We start from the raw sequence: 15,221 nt of genomic DNA, 5'->3' as shown, positions 1-15,221 counted from the left end.
GGGGACAACTAGTGGGGCGCGGAGTGCCGGAACTCGTACTGGAATTGAATGGAAGGACCTGGACGCTCGATCCGTCCAGGCCGTACACCCTCGGGCGCGATCCGCAGGGCGACCTGACGATCGACGACGCCAGGGTGTCGTGGCGGCATGCCACGATCAGCTGGGGGGGCCGCAGTTGGTTCATCGAGGACCACGGCTCCACCAACGGCACCTATGTACAGGGTCAGCGGATCCATCAGATGGACATCGGGCCGGGTTCCGCCGTGCACCTGGGCAACGCCACTGACGGACCGCGGCTGAGCTTCAGCGGATCCGGCGCGGGCGCCGATGTGTACAGCGGTCAGGGTGCGGGCGCGCAGCAGGCCCCCGCACAGCAGCCCCAGCAGGGTGGTGCCGGCTGGCCGGATCCCGCGTCGCAGCAGCCCCAGCAGCAGGGCTGGCAGCAGGCACCGCAGGGCCGGCCGCAACAGCCCGCTCCGCACCAGCAGCCTCAGGTGCCGCACCAGCAGGGCATGACAAAGACACCCGGCGCAGGTGGTCCCGGCGGTGCCGCGGGGGCCCCGCCGGTCTACGGCGACCGCAGCCCGACCACGTTCCACCAGCTGGACCTCGGCCGTGTGATGCGCATCGGCCGTGCGCTGGAGAACGAACTCGTCGTCTCCGACCTCCAGGTCTCGCGCCACCACGCCGAGTTCCACGCGACCCCCGACGGCCGCTTCGAGATCCGCGATCTCGGTTCCCACAACGGCACGTACGTCAACGGTCAGCCGCTCCACAAGTCCGGCTCCGCGCTCATCGGCCCGAACGACATCGTCGGTGTCGGTCACTCGACGTTCCGTCTGGTCGGCGACCGGCTCGAGGAGTTCGTCGACACCGGTGAGGTCTCCTTCTCCGCCCGGCACCTCACGGTGACGGTCGACGGCGGGAAGCAGATCCTCAAGGACGTCTCGTTCGGCGTCCCGGAGAAGTCGCTCATCGCGGTCATCGGCCCGTCCGGTTCCGGCAAGTCCACCCTGCTCAAGGCGCTCACCGGCTACCGGCCCGCCAACCAGGGCGATGTCCTCTACGACAACCGGAACCTGTACAAGCAGTTCGCCGAGCTGCGCCAGCGCATAGGCCTGGTCCCGCAGGACGACATCCTGCACAAGGAACTCACGGTCACCAAGGCGCTCAAGTACGCGGCCAAGCTGCGCTTCCCCGCGGACACCACCGAGGCCGAGCGCCAGTCCCGGATCCATGAGGTCCTCGCCGAGCTCAAGCTCGACATCCACAAGGACAAGAAGGTCACCTCGCTCTCCGGTGGCCAGCGCAAGCGTGTCTCCGTCGCCCTCGAGCTGCTCACCAAGCCTTCGCTGATCTTCCTGGACGAGCCGACCTCAGGCCTCGATCCGGGCATGGACCGCGATGTCATGCAGCTGCTGCGTGGCCTCGCCGACGACGGCCGTACGGTCCTCGTCGTCACGCACTCGGTCGCCGAGCTGGCGATCTGCGACAAGCTGCTCGTCATGGCGCCGGGCGGTTCCGTCGCCTACTTCGGTCCGCCGGAGGAAGCGCTGAACTTCTTCGGCTACACAACCTGGGCCGACGTCTTCTCCGCGTTCGAGAACTACCGCGACTACGACTGGGCGGGCCGCTGGCGCGGCTCGCAGCACTACCAGATGTACGCCGCGGACATCGACGCCGTCGCCGCACAGTCCGTACACATGCCGCCGCCGCAGCAGATGCGTCCGCCGAAGCCGCAGGGCTGGATGACGCAGCTGTGGACACTGATCCGCCGATACGTGTCGGTGATCGCGTCCGACAAGGGCTTCATCGGTCTGATGGTGATCCTGCCCGCGGTCCTCGGCATCGTGAGCGTGGTCATCCCGGCCGACTTCGGCCTGGCCCCTCCGAAGCCGCCGTCGAAGTTCAACGGAGACGCCGGAACGATCATGCTGATCCTCGCGGTCGGCATGTGCTTCTCGGGTGCGGCCAACTCCGTACGAGAACTGATCAAGGAACGTGTCATCTACGAACGGGAACGGGCCACCGGCCTCTCCCGCTCCGCCTATCTGATGTCCAAGGTGATCGTCCTCGGCGTGATCACGGCCATCCAGGGCGTGATCATCTGCGGCATCGGCTTCGCCATCCGCGACCTGCCCGAAGAGGGCCTGATCATGCCGCCGGCCGTCGAGCTCTGCGTCACGATCATCGCGCTGGGTTTCACCTCGATGATGTTCGGCCTGGTGATCTCCTCGCTCGTGAAGACCGCGGAGAAGACCATGCCGCTGCTGGTCATGTTCGCGATCGTCCAGGTCGTCTTCACCGGCATCCTCTTCCAGGTGTACGGATCGCCCGGCCTGGAGCAGTTCGCCTGGCTGATGCCGTCCCGCTGGGCCATCGCGGCCGCGGGCTCGACGCTCGACCTGGCGCACCTGATGCCGCCGTGGGACCAGAAGAACCCGACCGACCTCGACCCGCTGTGGGAGCACACGGCCGGTCAGTGGGGGATGAACATCGCGGTGCTGCTGTTCCTCGGCACCGTCTGCGGCTTCGCGGTGGCGCGCCTGCTGCGCCGCCACGAGCCGGAGGTCATGCGCAAGTAGGGCGGCGGAGCGGCCTGCACAGCACGCACGGAACGCCGAAGGGCGGCACCCGGAATGGGGTGCCGCCCTTCGGCGTTGTACACGCTGTCTTCGGCTGATCAGTACGCGCTGTTGACGTTGTCGATCGAGCCGTACCGGTCGGCGGCGTAGTTGGCCGCGGCGGTGATGTTGGCGACCGGGTCGTAGATGTTCGTCGACGTACCGGAGACGTGGTACGCGTTGAACGTCGGCTGGATGACCTGCAGCAGGCCGCAGGACGGGGTGCCGTTCTGGGCGTTGACGTCCCAGCCGTTGACCGCGTTCGGGTTACCGGTGGACTCGCGCATGATGTTGCGGTGCAGGCCGTCGTACGAGCCCGGGATGCCGTGGGCCTTCATGATGTCCAGCGCCTCGGTGATCCAGCCGTTCAGGTTGTCGGCGTAGACCGGGGTGCGGGCGGCGGAGCGGCTGGCGGCCTGGGAGGACCGCTTCGCGACATCGGCCTTGGCCTTCGCGGCGGCCTTCGCCTTCGCCTTGGCCTTCGCGGCAGCCTTGGCCTTCGCGACGGCCTTCGCCTTGGCGGCGGCGGCGTGCTTCGCCTTGACGGCGTCAGCGGCCTTCACCAGCTTCTCGGCGGTGGAGTGCTGCTCGATGATGCTCGCCTGGATGGTCTTGGCCTGCGGGAGGCCGGCGATGACCACCGGTGCGGCGGAGGCGGCCTGCGGCTCGGCAGGGGTCTCGGCGTGGGCCGGGACGAGGGAGAGCGAGAGGGCCGTGCAGGCGACGGCGGAGACACCCGCGGCGGAGAGCTTCTGGGTCTTGCTCAGACGACGAAGACGGCTGTAGATGCTGGACGTAGACATGCAGTCGTACCTCTTCGAATTGCAGGGTCCTCACGGAGGACGAAGACGGATGCGACGGGTTCGCATCTCCGTCGGGACGAGAGCAATTCTTAGCGGCCGCAAAATGCTGTGGCAATTATGTGACGTACGACCCCGGATAGTGGATCGTGGACCCGCTCGGACGTGACGGTCCAGGCTCATGCCGACTGATGTGGGACCTAGGCATCCACTAGTGGGCTTCGTAAGTGACGTGCGTCCTATGCGCGGCCTCACATCGGCCGTGTAACAAGCTAGCCGTACGTTGCTTCAGCAATTCGGAGTGTCATGTTCCGGATCGGGGAGCAGCAGATGCACGTCCCCGAACTCGTGCCAGAGGTACCTATGGCGCAGCGCCTCCGCGTATCCGCACTGCAGCGCGGCCCGCCCCGCGACAGCTTCCAGCATCAGCAGATGAGAGGCCTCCGGCTCGTGCAGCCCGGTCAGCAGCCCGTCCACCGCACGCACCCCGCGCTGCGGCGTCACCACCAGATCCGTCCAGCCGGCGGCCGCGCGCACCACCCCGTCCACCCCCGCCGACGACTCCAGCGCCCGCACCGCCGTCGTACCGACCGCGATGACCTTCCCACCGCCCGCCCGCGCCGCATTGACCAGCCAGGCCGTCGCGCGCGGCACGGCGAAGCGCTCCGGGTACGGCGGCTCGTGCGCCTCCGCCGACGCCACCCCCGTATGCAGCGTCAGCGGCGCGAACTGAACGCCGCGGCTCACCAGCGCGGCCACCAGCCCCGCGGTGAACGGCCGGGCCGCGCTCGGCATCTCCGCCGATCCGCTCCCGTCGGGGGAGTCCACAGCGAAGACCGTCTGATACGCGGACAGCGGCTGGTCCCGCTCCGTATAGCCGTAACGGATCGGCCGCCCGTACCGCCGCAGCAGCCCCGGCACCTCCACCGACACCCGCGCCCACCACAGCCTCGCCCCCACCGCCGCACCCAGCGTCCCCGCGCCGAAACCGCCCGCGCCGCTCAGCGGCTCCTCCAGCACCAGTCGTGAGCCGCCCGGCAGACTGACGACTGCTCCGGCCGGCCCGCCGCGGCGCGGCACCGTCGTACCCGTCCTGTCCGGGTGGCGCAGTTCCACCGCCCACCGCCCGTCCTCACCCCGTGTCGAGAAGTGCACGACGACGCGTGCACCGCCCACCCGGCCGTTCACAGCGGCGGGCAGCGTCGGTGACGTATTGACCACGAGTACGTCCCCGGCCCGCAGCTGCCCCGGCAGCTCCCGGAACGCATGGTGCGAGATCTCCTGCCCCCGCGACACCAGCAGCCGTACGTCATCACGCCCGGCACCCCGCTGCTCCGCCGGCACCCGTGCCGAGAGCTCCTCGGGCACCCTCAACGCCTCCAGCGCGGTCACAGTCCCCTCCCTGACAACGCCGACCCGGCCGGCTCCGAATCTTCCGGCCCCGACTCCGCCGGCCACGGCGCCGCATACCGCCCGCTCGCCGGCCGCCGCTCCAGCAGCCGCAGGAACGAGGGCACCACACTCTCCGGAAGCGGTCTCGGATCGTCGTCGTCCGGCACCGCGGCCGCATAGAGAACGGTCTGCATGTCTCCCGGATCGACCGCCCACACCCGCAGCCCCGGTTCCTCCACCCCGAGCACCGCGGCCAGCTGGTCGAGTGCCGCCTTCGATGCCCCGTAACCGCCCCAGGTCTCGTACGGCTCCGCCGCCGCGTCCGAACTCACCACCACGACCGCGCCCGCCGCCGAGGCCCGCAGCAGCGGCAGCGCCCCCTGCACCAGACCGAGCGCCGCCACCAGATTGGTCTCCAACGCCTGCCGCAGCCCGTCCAACGGCAGCGCATCGAGCCGCACGAGCGGCTCGGCACCCAGCGCACTCGCATTGCTCACCAGCAGATCGAGGCCGCCGAGCCCCACGGCGGCGGCCACCAGCTCCCCCCGGTGCCCGGCGTCCGTGACATCCCCGGGCACCGCGACCACCCGCGCCCCGTACCCGGCCAGCTCCTTCGCCGTCCCCTCCAGCAACGCGGCGGTCCTGGCATCCAGCACCAGATCCCAGCCCCGCAGCGCGAGCGCCGCGGCCAGCGCACGGCCCAGCCCCTTCGAAGCACCCGTGATCATCGCGACAGGCATGACAACCGTCCCCTTATGTACGTCGGCAAGGGCCGATGAACCCTCGGCACAGCCAACGTAGGAAAGCCCCCACGCTCCCCGCCTCGGCCATGAGCCGCACCCCCGCCAGGAACTTCGACCTAGGCCCGGAGCCCTGAGCACCCGCCGTCCACAGGCCGATACGGCGCGGCCACCCCGCCGGTACGGTGAGGCCATGAGTCACAGCCCACCGTCGGGCCTCGCAGCGGTCAGTGCCGCGCTGCTCGCCATGAGCCGGCACCTCGAAATGCGTGACGTCCTGAAGACGATCGTCGCCTCGGCCCGCGACCTGCTGGACACCGAGTACGCGGCCCTGGGCGTCCCCGACGACCACGGCGGCTTCGCCCAGTTCGTCGTCGACGGCGTCAGCGACGAGCAGTGGAAGGCCATCGGCCCGCTGCCCCGGCAGCACGGCATCCTCGCCGCGATGCTCCACGAGGCGATGCCCCAGCGCCTGGCCGACGTCCGCAAGGACCCCCGCTTCGAGGGCTGGCCCGACGCCCACCCCGACATGTCGGATTTCCTCGGCCTGCCGATCCGGGACGGCGACGAAATCATCGGCGCGCTCTTCCTCGCCAACAAGCGGTGCCCCAAGCCACAGGGCGGCTGCGGCTTCACCGCACAGGACGAGGACCTGCTGGCGATCCTCGCCCAGCACGCGGCCATCGCCCTCACCAACGCCAGGCTGTACGAGCGCAGCCGTGAGCTCACCATCGCCGAGGAACGGTCCCGGCTCGCCCACGAGCTGCACGACGCGGTCAGCCAGAAGCTGTTCTCCCTGCGGCTGACGGCCCAGGCCGCCGCCGCCCTGGTCGACCGCGATCCGGCCCGCGCCAAGGGCGAGCTCCAGCAGGTCGCCGCGCTGGCCGCCGAGGCGGTGGACGAGCTGCGCGCCGCCGTCGTCGAACTGCGCCCCGCCGCGCTCGACGAGGACGGCCTCGTCGCGACGCTCCGCACCCAGATCCAGGTCCTGGACCGCGCCCACACCGCCCGGGTCAACTTCGAGAGCCTCGGCGTACGGGCCATGCCCGCCGCCCAGGAGGAGGCGCTGCTCAGGGTCTCCCAGGAAGCCCTGCACAATGCGCTGCGCCACTCGGGAGCCGAGCAGGTCGACGTCACGCTGGCCCGGCGCGGCTCCGCCACGGTGCTGCGGATCACCGACGACGGCTGCGGATTCGAACCCACGGCAACCCGGCAGGCCGGCCGTCATCTGGGCCTGGTGTCGATGCGGGACCGCGCGAGCGGTGTCGGCGGAAGGCTCACCGTTGAATCGGCGCCCGGCAAGGGCACCACGATCGAGATGGAGGTACCCGGTGGCTGACAAGATCATCAGGGTGCTGCTGGTCGACGACCACCAGGTGGTCCGCCGCGGTCTGCGTACGTTCCTGGAGATCCAGGACGACATAGAGGTCGTCGGGGAGGCGGCCGACGGCGCGGAGGGCGTGGCCAGGAGCGAGGAGCTGCATCCCGACGTGGTCCTGATGGACATCAAGATGCCGGGCACGGACGGCATCGAGGCGCTCCGCAGACTCCGGGAGCTGGAGAACCCGGCCAAGGTGCTGATCGTCACCAGCTTCACCGAGCAGCGCACGGTGGTCCCCGCCCTGCGCGCGGGGGCCTCCGGTTACGTGTACAAGGACGTCGACCCGGACGCGCTGGCCGGCGCCATCCGCTCGGTGTACGCGGGCCATGTCCTGCTTCAGCCGGAGGTCGCCGGAGCCCTGCTCGCCCAGGAGGACGCCGGCGGCGGTACGGGCCGGGGGAGCACCCTCACCGAACGCGAGCGGGAAGTGCTGGGCCTGATCGCCGACGGCCGTTCCAACCGTGAGATCGCCAGGGCGCTGGTCCTCTCCGAGAAGACGGTCAAGACGCACGTCTCGAACATTCTGATGAAGCTGGACCTGTCGGACCGCACCCAGGCCGCCCTCTGGGCCGTCCGGCATGGGGTGGCAGGCTGATCAGGGCTGAAGCGGACCGGTTCCCTCCAGGCTGAGATTCATACTGTCGGGTGTATGTCACCCATACGGCGCATCCTGTTCGGTCCGGGAGCGTTCTCCATGGCGTGCTGCGGCGGCTGGCCGCAGCGACGCTAGGAGGATCCTGAAGTGAAGAACCTGAAGAAGGCCGCTGCCGTCACCGTGATCGCCGGTGGCATCATCGCCGCGGGCGCGGGCGCGGCCTCCGCCACCGGACACGGCGCGGGCGCCCACGGCGCAGCGACCCACTCCCCGGGCGTGGTCAGCGGCAACGTCATCCAGGTCCCGGTCCACGTCCCGGTGAACGTGGTCGGCAACACGGTCAACGTGATCGGCCTGCTCAACCCGGCGTTCGGCAACTTCGGTCTGAACCGCTGACCACCACAAGCCAGTTGATGCCGGACGGCCCTGACCAGGGATGCGTCCGGCATCAACCATGCGGCGGCACATGCCAAGTGGCGGGCCATCAACCTCAACCATGAATCCTGGCCGGCGGCTGAGGACGGAGAAGCCACCGGACGGCCCCGGTGCTCCACCTCGCGGGCTATCCCCGCTCCCGGCTCTCCACATAGGCGTTGTACGCGGCCACCTGAGCCCGCCGGGCCACTCGCTCCACCGGCCGCAACGCATCCGCCCTCGCCGCGATCTCCGACGCGCTCACCGCCCCGCCGTGCCCGTTCTCGTACGCCACCGAGATCAGCAGACCCACCCGCTGAGCCAGTTCGAGCACGCGTACCGCCCGGGGCGGATACCCGGGAGCGAGCACCTCCCGCCCCCGCTCCGCCCGCGCCCGGTAAGCGTCCACCGCCGCTTCCGCCACCGGCCCCGAGCCGGCCACGTCCAGCCGCGACAGCACCGCCGTCGCGTCCCGCAAGGCCTCGGCGAGCTCCCGCTCCGCCTCGCTCAGCGACGGCACATCGGCCGGCGGCGCCTCCCGTACCGGCAGACAGCGCCACACCACCTCGACGTGCAGATCCCCGGCCGGCCCCACCTCCCGGACCTCGGGCACCAGCCCGTACGGCACACCGGAAGCGATCACCGCCTCCTCCGCCTCCAGCGCCCGCGCGTTGAATTCCGGCGGACCGCTGAGCCCCAGCGGATGCCCCGACACCGGCAGCGCGACCCGGAAGCCCGTCGCCCCCAGTCCCCGCAGCCGCCCCAGCGCGAGCGTGAGCCCGACCGGCCCCGCTTCACCGGGCAATCCCTCGACGCGGTGCACCGCGTCCTCTCCGACAATCGCGAGCGCCGCGTCGTCCGGCGACACAAGTCCGGCCAGAAGCGCGTTGCCCCATGCGGCCAGCAGCCCTGAGCGTGGTTCCGAAAGCATGGGGACAGCCTAGGGAACCGGACCTAAGAGCTGGAGCACTCCTGGGGTGGCGTAGGTTTTCCCTGGGAGCTGTGCCCACAGGCACGCGACGATCTCGAGACTGTATGGGGAGACAACGCGCTCATGAGCGATGTACTGGAGCTGGTGGACGTATCCGTGGTCCGCGACGGACGCGCTCTGGTGGACGACGTCTCCTGGTCGGTCAAGGAGGGGGAGCGCTGGGTCATCCTCGGCCCGAACGGCGCCGGCAAGACCACTCTCCTCAACATCGCGTCCAGCTACCTCTTCCCGACCAAGGGCACCGCCAAGATCCTCGGCGAGCAGCTCGGCGGCGTCGGCACCGACGTCTTCGACCTGCGCCCCCGCATCGGTATCGCAGGTGTCGCCATGGCCGAGAAGCTCCCCAAGCGCCAGACGGTCCTGCAGACGGTGCTCACCGCCGCGTACGGCATGACCGCCACCTGGCACGAGAACTACGACGCCGTCGACGAGGACCGGGCCCGCGCCTTCCTCGACCGGCTCGGCATGACCGAGTACCTCGACCGGAAGTTCGGCACCCTCTCCGAGGGTGAGCGCAAGCGCACGCTGATCGCCCGCGCGATGATGACCGACCCCGAGCTGCTCCTCCTCGACGAACCCGCCGCCGGTCTCGACCTGGGTGGCCGCGAGGACCTGGTCCGCCGCCTCGGCCGGCTCGCCCGTGACCCCCTCGCCCCCTCCATGATCATGGTCACCCACCATGTCGAGGAGATCGCCCCGGGCTTCACCCACGTCCTCATGATCCGTCAGGGCAAGGTCCTCGCCGCGGGCCCCATGGAGACCGAGCTCACCTCCCGCAACCTCTCCCTCTGCTTCGGTCTGCCGCTCATCGTCGAGCACGCCGGCGAGCGATACACCGCGCACGGCCTTCCGCTGTCCTGAATGTCCTGATCGCAACCCTGTCGGCGAAGGGACCCGCGGTCCTACCATGACCACGTGGACATCGACGCGTGGGTGTGGTGGCTGATCGGCGCGGTCGGGCTGGGCATTCCGCTCGTGCTGACCGCGATGCCCGAGTTCGGGATGTTCGCTGTCGGAGCGGTCGCCGCGGCGGTCGTCGCGGCGCTCGGCGGCGGCATCGTGGCCCAGGTCCTGGTCTTCGTCGTGGTCTCCGTCGCGCTCATCGCGGTGGTCCGCCCGATCGCCGCCAGACACCGGGCGGACCGGCCCCGACTCGCCACCGGCATCGACGCGCTGAAGGGCCGTCAGGCCGTCGTCCTGGAACGGGTCGACGGCAACGGCGGCCGCATCAAGCTGGCCGGTGAGATCTGGTCGGCCCGCGCATACGACGGGGAGCAGAGCTTCGAACCCGGCCGGCAGGTGGACGTCGTGGACATCGACGGGGCCACCGCCGTCGTCATGTGACCGAACCGCACACACGGCGGACCGCGGTCTGCCAGACTCGATGTCGATCATCATGAGATCCAGACCTCATGAGATCCGACCCCGATCATCGCGATCCGTCGGCAACCGAAGGGCACGAGGAACACGATGCAACCGATCATCATCGTCCTGATCATTCTGGTGGTGCTCGTCTTCATCGCCCTGATCAAGACGATCCAGGTCATCCCGCAGGCCAGCGCAGCCATCGTGGAGCGCTTCGGCCGCTACACCCGTACGCTCAACGCCGGCCTGAACATCGTCGTTCCATTCATCGACACCATCCGCAACCGGATCGACCTCCGTGAACAGGTCGTCCCGTTCCCGCCCCAGCCGGTGATCACCCAGGACAACCTGGTCGTCAACATCGACACCGTCATCTACTACCAGGTGACGGACGCGCGCGCCGCGACGTACGAAGTCGCCAGCTACATCCAGGCGATCGAGCAGCTCACCGTCACCACCCTCCGCAACATCATCGGCGGCATGGACCTGGAGCGGACCCTGACCTCCCGCGAGGAGATCAACGCCGCGCTCCGCGGAGTCCTCGATGAAGCCACCGGCAAATGGGGCATCCGCGTCAACCGTGTCGAGCTGAAGGCGATCGAGCCGCCCACCTCCATCCAGGACTCGATGGAGAAGCAGATGCGGGCCGACCGGGACAAGCGCGCAGCGATCCTCCAGGCCGAAGGAACGCGGCAGTCCGCGATCCTCACCGCGGAGGGCGAGAAGCAGTCCGCGATCCTGCGAGCCGAAGGCGAGGCCAAGGCCGCGGCCCTGCGCGCCGAGGGCGAGGCCCAGGCCATCCGTACGGTCTTCGAGTCCATCCACGCCGGCGACCCGGACCAGAAGCTCCTCTCGTACCAGTACCTCCAGATGCTCCCGAAGATCGCCGAAGGCGACGCCAACAAGCTCTGGATCGTGCCGAGCGAGATCGGCGACGCCCTCAAGGGCCTCAGCGGCGCCTTCGGCAACCTCGGCACCGGTGTCCCGGGCTTCAACACCGGCAAGGAGCGTCGCGAGGAACCTCCGGTCGACTGACGCGTACACACCCCTGGCCTGATCGGTGGACCGCGCACCGATCAGGCCAGGGGGACGCCGGAGAGCCCGTCCGGCAACCCCGCATCGGCGAAGCTCATCCGCAGACACGGAGAAGCCCGTCTTCTTACGCACGAAGACGGGCTTCCGGTACGACGATGTACGTATCTCTCCTACGCCGCAGTCCGGTCCAGCCACTCCGGCAGCGCCGACCGCTCACCGGCCCCCATCGCCAGCAGCATCGCCTCCGCGGGCGACGGGACGAAGGGCTCCCGCAGCAACGGCATCCCCGCCTGCTCCGGCGTCCGGGCCGCCTTGCGGTGGTTGTCCTCGGCACAGGACGCCACCGTGTTGAGCCAGGTGTCCTGACCGCCCTGGGCCCGCGGCACCACGTGGTCGACGGTCGTCGCCCGCCGCCCGCAGTAAGCGCACCGGTGCTGGTCCCGTATCAGCACGCCCCTTCTGGACCACGGCGCCTGTCTTCGGAACGGCACCCGTACGTACCGGCAGAGCCTGATCACGCGGGGCACCGGAATGTCCACGGCGGCGCCACGCATACGGAGATCGGGGTGCGACTGCTCGACGACAGCCTTGTCCTGCAGGATCAGAACCACTGCACGGTTCAGCGTCACCGTCGACAGCGGCTCGAAGCTCGCGTTGAGAACCAGCGTGTCCCGCATTTCGCCCACCTCCCGTGTGCCGCCCGCCCCCCGGCAGGCCCGGATCAACTCTGGCTGGGCAGGCCGTGATGGACAACGCAATAAAAAATGCCCTGCCCTGATCTCTCCAAGACCAGGGCAGGGCAAACAGCAGGGGAACTCTCAGCTCACCGAGTACTAGGCGGGACCGGGGTACTCACCGATCAGCTGGGCACGTCCCAGCGTGTGGAACCGCAGATTGAAGCCGACGACCGCCGGCGACGCATCGCTGTCGGCCCCCAGCTTCTCGGTGTCCACCGCGTACACGGTGAAGACGTAGCGGTGGTTCTCCCCGGGCGGCGGCGCGGCACCGCCGAACTCCTTCGACCCGTAGTCGTTACGGACCTGAACAGCGCCCTCGGGCAGCCCGTCGAACTTCCCGCTGCCCGCACCGGCCGGCAGCTCCGTGACCGACGCCGGGATGTCGAAGACGACCCAGTGCCAGAACCCGCTGCCCGTCGGAGCATCTGGATCGAAGCAGGTCACGGCGAAACTCTTGGTCTCCGCCGGGAACCCTTCCCACCGCAGCTGCGGCGAGGTGTTCCCGGCCGCGAACACCTGGGCATCGGCCAGCACGGCCCCAGGGGTGAGATCCTCGCTCACCACCGTGAACGACGGCACCTCGGGATGGAAGTCATGCGGAAGCGGCGGCCTCTTCGGCTCGGTCACGTCAACACCTCTCCTGATCGGCTCCGGTAACTCGCCACCGACCCTAGAGCCAGTTGCGCTGACCGCCGACCTGGGCGAGCCACTGATTGAGGTACGCCGCCCAGTCGGTCCCCTGGAAGTCGTGCAGGCCGACCTTGAACGCCCGGTACGAGTCGCTGCCCTCACTGAAGAGCCCCGGCTTCTTGTCCATCTCCAGGACGACATCCATCTCGCGGTCGTCCGCGACGAACGTCAGCTCGACCTGGTTCAGCCCCCGGTACTGCTGAGGCGGGAAGAACTCGATCTCCTGGTAGAACGGCAGCCGCTGACGCGTACCACGAACGTGACCGCGCTCCATGTCCGCGCTGCGGAAGCCGAAGCCCAGCTGCCCGAACGCGTCCAGGATCGCCTGCTGCGCCGGCAGCGGGTGCACATTGATCGGGTCGAGGTCGCCGGAGTCCAGCGCCCGTGCGATCTCCAGCTCGGTCGTCACACCGATGTTCATGCCGTGCAGATGCTGACCGGCGAACATCGTGATCGGCGTCTCCCACGGGATCTCGAGCCCGAACGGCACGACGTGCACCGCACCGGCCTGCACCTCGAACGCACCACCGAGCCGCAGCTTGGCGAACTCGATGTCCTGCTTCGTCTCCTGGTCATTGCCCTCGACCTCGACGCGCGCCTGCAGGCCGACCGACAGTCCCTCGATCTGCTGCGCCACGGAACCACCCTGGATCCGCACCTCGCCCTGGACGACCCCACCCGGTACGACGTTGAGCTCGGTCAGCTCCGTCTCCACCGAAGCACCACCGGCACCCATGCTCGCGAGCAGCCGCTTGAAGCCCATGTTTACTCCTCCTTGGTCCTGACCCGTACATACGCGCCACGACCGTAGTCGGTTCCCGGTAACCTCGACCGCCATGATCGAGGGCTTGGACCGTACGCCGCTGACACGCGATTTCTTCGACCGCCCCGTACCGGACGTGGCACCCGACCTGCTGGGCCGGACGCTGTCAAAGCGATCAGCATGAACATTGTGGATCTTGCTCACCCCGCTGAAGAAGTCGCCCCCCAGCTGCTCGGTGCCATGCTCACCCACGAGACCCCCGAGGGAACCGTGAGCATCACCATCACGGAGACCGAGGCATATTCCGGTGCGGCCGACCCCGCCTCCCACGCCTACCGAGGCAGGACACCCCGGAACGCCGTCATGTTCGGACCCGCGGGACACCTGTACGTCTACCGGTCTCACGGTCTCCACTGGTGCGCCAACATCGTCACCGGGACGGACGGCATCGCCACAGCCGTCCTCATCCGGGCAGGCAGGGTCATCGAAGGGGAAGAACTGGCACGGAAGCGGCGGGGGAGCAAGGTCGAGAGTCCACGTCTCGCGCGGGGTCCTGGGAACTTCTGCCAAGCGCTCGGCATCACGTCGGAGCACAACGGCACAGACCTACTGACAGGCGCCTCGGTCACACTGTCCGAGGGTGAGCCAGTACCAGCCGCACTCATCCGAGTTGGTCCTCGGGTAGGCGTGAGCAAAGCCCACGACTGGCAGCACCGCTTCTACCTCGCCGGTGATCCAACAGTCTCGGCGTACCGACTGAGCCCGAGAGCCAAGCCGTCGGCCGGAGCCTGAGCCGCTGCGCGCCTCGCTCGCGCCTCGCCAGTGGGTCGGCGCGGAGTCGATACCTACGGCATGTGGCACTGCCTGAACCTGGCGTGCGGCCCCGGGTGCATGGCGAGCGGTGTACTGCTCCGGACCGGTGAGATCCGTGGGCGCCGAACTCAGCCGCAATCGTCGATTCTCGGCCCGCAATGACAGAGAACTGGCCAAAGGTCCAGCCCGCCTGGCCACCGCTCCGGACGTCGACGAAGCCCTGAACGGCACCGGCGCCATCGCCCACCCGGGTGCTTCGTCGGCCGTACTGCACGGCACCCGGCCACCCTGCGACCAGGTACGCAACGGGCCACACACCGGCGTGGGCGGCGACGGGACCGTGCATCCCTGGCGTTTCTGGACCGATGGCGACCCCACCGTGAGCCCCGATCGACCCCATGCGCCACGCCGCCGCGCAACTTGACTCGCCCCTGCCGGCCGCCTAATGTAGTCCGAGCCGCTTGAACGGGTACTGCTGTCGGCACGGTCCATCGGACCAGGCCTGAGCACTCGGAAGCGACCAACCACTACCTTCGACTCACCCTAGCGGGTGCGATTTCGGCATGCCGAAATTCGAACCCATCGACTCGATTATGAGCCGCTAAGGGAATCGACTAAAGTGGTGAACACGCCGAAAGGCAAAGGCCACTCCAACGGCCATCGGAATCAAATTCGGACCGGAAACGGAACGAAAATGGGTCTGGTAAGGTTGGGACCGCCGGAAAGGGAAACGCGAAAGCGAAACCTGGAAAGCACAGTAAAAATTCTTCTGCTTCGCAGGGGGCCGCTTCGACCGGGAATCGGACACGAAAGAGTCTGATAGAGTCGGAAACGCAAGACCGAAGGGAAAAGCCCGGAGGAAAGCCCGAGAGGGTGAGTAC

15 protein-coding genes and 1 pseudogene are annotated in these 15,221 nt (G+C 68.8%); 9 read left to right on the top strand and 7 right to left on the bottom strand.

Going from position 1 to position 15,221, the window contains the following annotated elements; all coding sequences use genetic code 11:
• Positions 1-11 precede the first annotated feature (11 nt).
• Positions 12-2,585 carry an FHA domain-containing protein gene (locus ACFYP5_RS05205; protein WP_389030838.1) on the top strand — a complete coding sequence of 858 codons (2,574 nt, stop codon included), beginning with the start codon at positions 12-14 and terminating at the stop codon, positions 2,583-2,585.
• Positions 2,586-2,683: 98 nt separating this feature from the next.
• On the opposite strand, the gene ACFYP5_RS05200 is transcribed toward ACFYP5_RS05205, so the two are convergent.
• The 3 genes from ACFYP5_RS05200 to ACFYP5_RS05190 form a co-directional block, all read right to left on the bottom strand.
• The gene (locus tag ACFYP5_RS05200; protein WP_389030836.1) at positions 2,684-3,427 is read right to left on the bottom strand and encodes a transglycosylase SLT domain-containing protein; all 744 of its coding nucleotides are present in this window, start codon (positions 3,425-3,427) and stop codon (positions 2,684-2,686) included.
• 285 nt (positions 3,428-3,712) lie between these two features.
• Complete coding sequence (locus tag ACFYP5_RS05195) at positions 3,713-4,816, bottom strand: S-adenosylmethionine:tRNA ribosyltransferase-isomerase (protein ID WP_389030833.1); 1,104 nt, start codon at positions 4,814-4,816, stop codon at positions 3,713-3,715.
• Positions 4,813-5,556 carry an SDR family NAD(P)-dependent oxidoreductase gene (locus ACFYP5_RS05190; RefSeq protein ID WP_389030831.1) on the bottom strand — a complete coding sequence of 248 codons (744 nt, stop codon included), beginning with the start codon at positions 5,554-5,556 and terminating at the stop codon, positions 4,813-4,815. The genes ACFYP5_RS05195 and ACFYP5_RS05190 overlap by 4 nt, the downstream gene beginning before the upstream one ends.
• Before the next feature lie 193 nt (positions 5,557-5,749).
• Here ACFYP5_RS05190 and ACFYP5_RS05185 point away from each other — a divergent pair, with 193 nt between their 5' ends.
• From ACFYP5_RS05185 to ACFYP5_RS05175, 3 genes are all read left to right on the top strand, one after another.
• Positions 5,750-6,895: a GAF domain-containing sensor histidine kinase gene (locus ACFYP5_RS05185; RefSeq protein WP_389030828.1), complete on the top strand. Its 1,146-nt coding sequence runs from the start codon at positions 5,750-5,752 to the stop codon at positions 6,893-6,895.
• Positions 6,888-7,532 carry a response regulator gene (locus ACFYP5_RS05180; protein WP_389030825.1) on the top strand — a complete coding sequence of 215 codons (645 nt, stop codon included), beginning with the start codon at positions 6,888-6,890 and terminating at the stop codon, positions 7,530-7,532. Before ACFYP5_RS05185 ends, ACFYP5_RS05180 begins: the two co-directional genes overlap by 8 nt.
• A gap of 147 nt (positions 7,533-7,679) precedes the next feature.
• On the top strand, positions 7,680-7,928 hold the full coding sequence (locus tag ACFYP5_RS05175; RefSeq protein ID WP_030920217.1) for a chaplin family protein: 249 nt from the start codon (positions 7,680-7,682) through the stop codon (positions 7,926-7,928).
• A gap of 166 nt (positions 7,929-8,094) precedes the next feature.
• On the opposite strand, the gene ACFYP5_RS05170 is transcribed toward ACFYP5_RS05175, so the two are convergent.
• A complete protein-coding gene (locus ACFYP5_RS05170; protein WP_389030822.1) occupies positions 8,095-8,877 on the bottom strand; it encodes a hypothetical protein in 783 nt (260 codons plus the stop codon).
• A gap of 123 nt (positions 8,878-9,000) precedes the next feature.
• Here ACFYP5_RS05170 and ACFYP5_RS05165 point away from each other — a divergent pair, with 123 nt between their 5' ends.
• The 3 genes from ACFYP5_RS05165 (at position 9,001) to ACFYP5_RS05155 (ending at position 11,337) form a co-directional block, all read left to right on the top strand.
• Positions 9,001-9,798 (top strand): ABC transporter ATP-binding protein, encoded by a 798-nt coding sequence (locus ACFYP5_RS05165; RefSeq protein ID WP_329164491.1) that lies wholly within the window; start codon positions 9,001-9,003, stop codon positions 9,796-9,798.
• Between the two features lie 54 nt (positions 9,799-9,852).
• Positions 9,853-10,281: an NfeD family protein gene (locus tag ACFYP5_RS05160; RefSeq protein WP_093772011.1), complete on the top strand. Its 429-nt coding sequence runs from the start codon at positions 9,853-9,855 to the stop codon at positions 10,279-10,281.
• 126 nt (positions 10,282-10,407) lie between these two features.
• Complete coding sequence (locus ACFYP5_RS05155; RefSeq protein ID WP_030920228.1) at positions 10,408-11,337, top strand: SPFH domain-containing protein; 930 nt, start codon at positions 10,408-10,410, stop codon at positions 11,335-11,337.
• Positions 11,338-11,507: 170 nt separating this feature from the next.
• Here the strand turns inward: ACFYP5_RS05155 and ACFYP5_RS05150 are convergent, their stop codons facing one another.
• The 3 genes from ACFYP5_RS05150 to ACFYP5_RS05140 all read right to left on the bottom strand — a co-directional run bounded on the left by ACFYP5_RS05150 (position 11,508) and on the right by ACFYP5_RS05140 (position 13,527).
• Entirely contained in the window at positions 11,508-12,014 is a 507-nt protein-coding gene (locus tag ACFYP5_RS05150) for an HNH endonuclease (RefSeq protein ID WP_030920231.1), read from the bottom strand.
• A gap of 156 nt (positions 12,015-12,170) precedes the next feature.
• On the bottom strand, positions 12,171-12,701 hold the full coding sequence (locus ACFYP5_RS05145; RefSeq protein ID WP_389030818.1) for a YbhB/YbcL family Raf kinase inhibitor-like protein: 531 nt from the start codon (positions 12,699-12,701) through the stop codon (positions 12,171-12,173).
• A 43-nt stretch (positions 12,702-12,744) separates the two neighbouring features.
• On the bottom strand, positions 12,745-13,527 hold the full coding sequence (locus ACFYP5_RS05140) for a sporulation protein (RefSeq protein ID WP_389030815.1): 783 nt from the start codon (positions 13,525-13,527) through the stop codon (positions 12,745-12,747).
• 180 nt (positions 13,528-13,707) lie between these two features.
• Between ACFYP5_RS05140 and ACFYP5_RS05135 the strand changes: the two genes are divergently transcribed.
• Together ACFYP5_RS05135 and ACFYP5_RS05130 are read left to right on the top strand one after the other, a co-directional pair.
• On the top strand, positions 13,708-14,319 hold the full coding sequence (locus ACFYP5_RS05135) for a DNA-3-methyladenine glycosylase (protein ID WP_389030812.1): 612 nt from the start codon (positions 13,708-13,710) through the stop codon (positions 14,317-14,319).
• 51 nt (positions 14,320-14,370) lie between these two features.
• A pseudogene (locus ACFYP5_RS05130) lies at positions 14,371-14,764 on the top strand (DNA-3-methyladenine glycosylase); the annotation flags it as partial.
• Between the last annotated feature and the right edge of the window lie 457 nt (positions 14,765-15,221).

Origin of the sequence: Streptomyces sp. NPDC005262, assembly GCF_042872425.1 — a bacterium.
GTDB lineage: Bacteria > Actinomycetota > Actinomycetes > Streptomycetales > Streptomycetaceae > Streptomyces.
The sequence above is the reverse complement of the archived record's forward strand: the minus strand, read 5'-3'. Positions and strand labels throughout refer to the sequence as shown.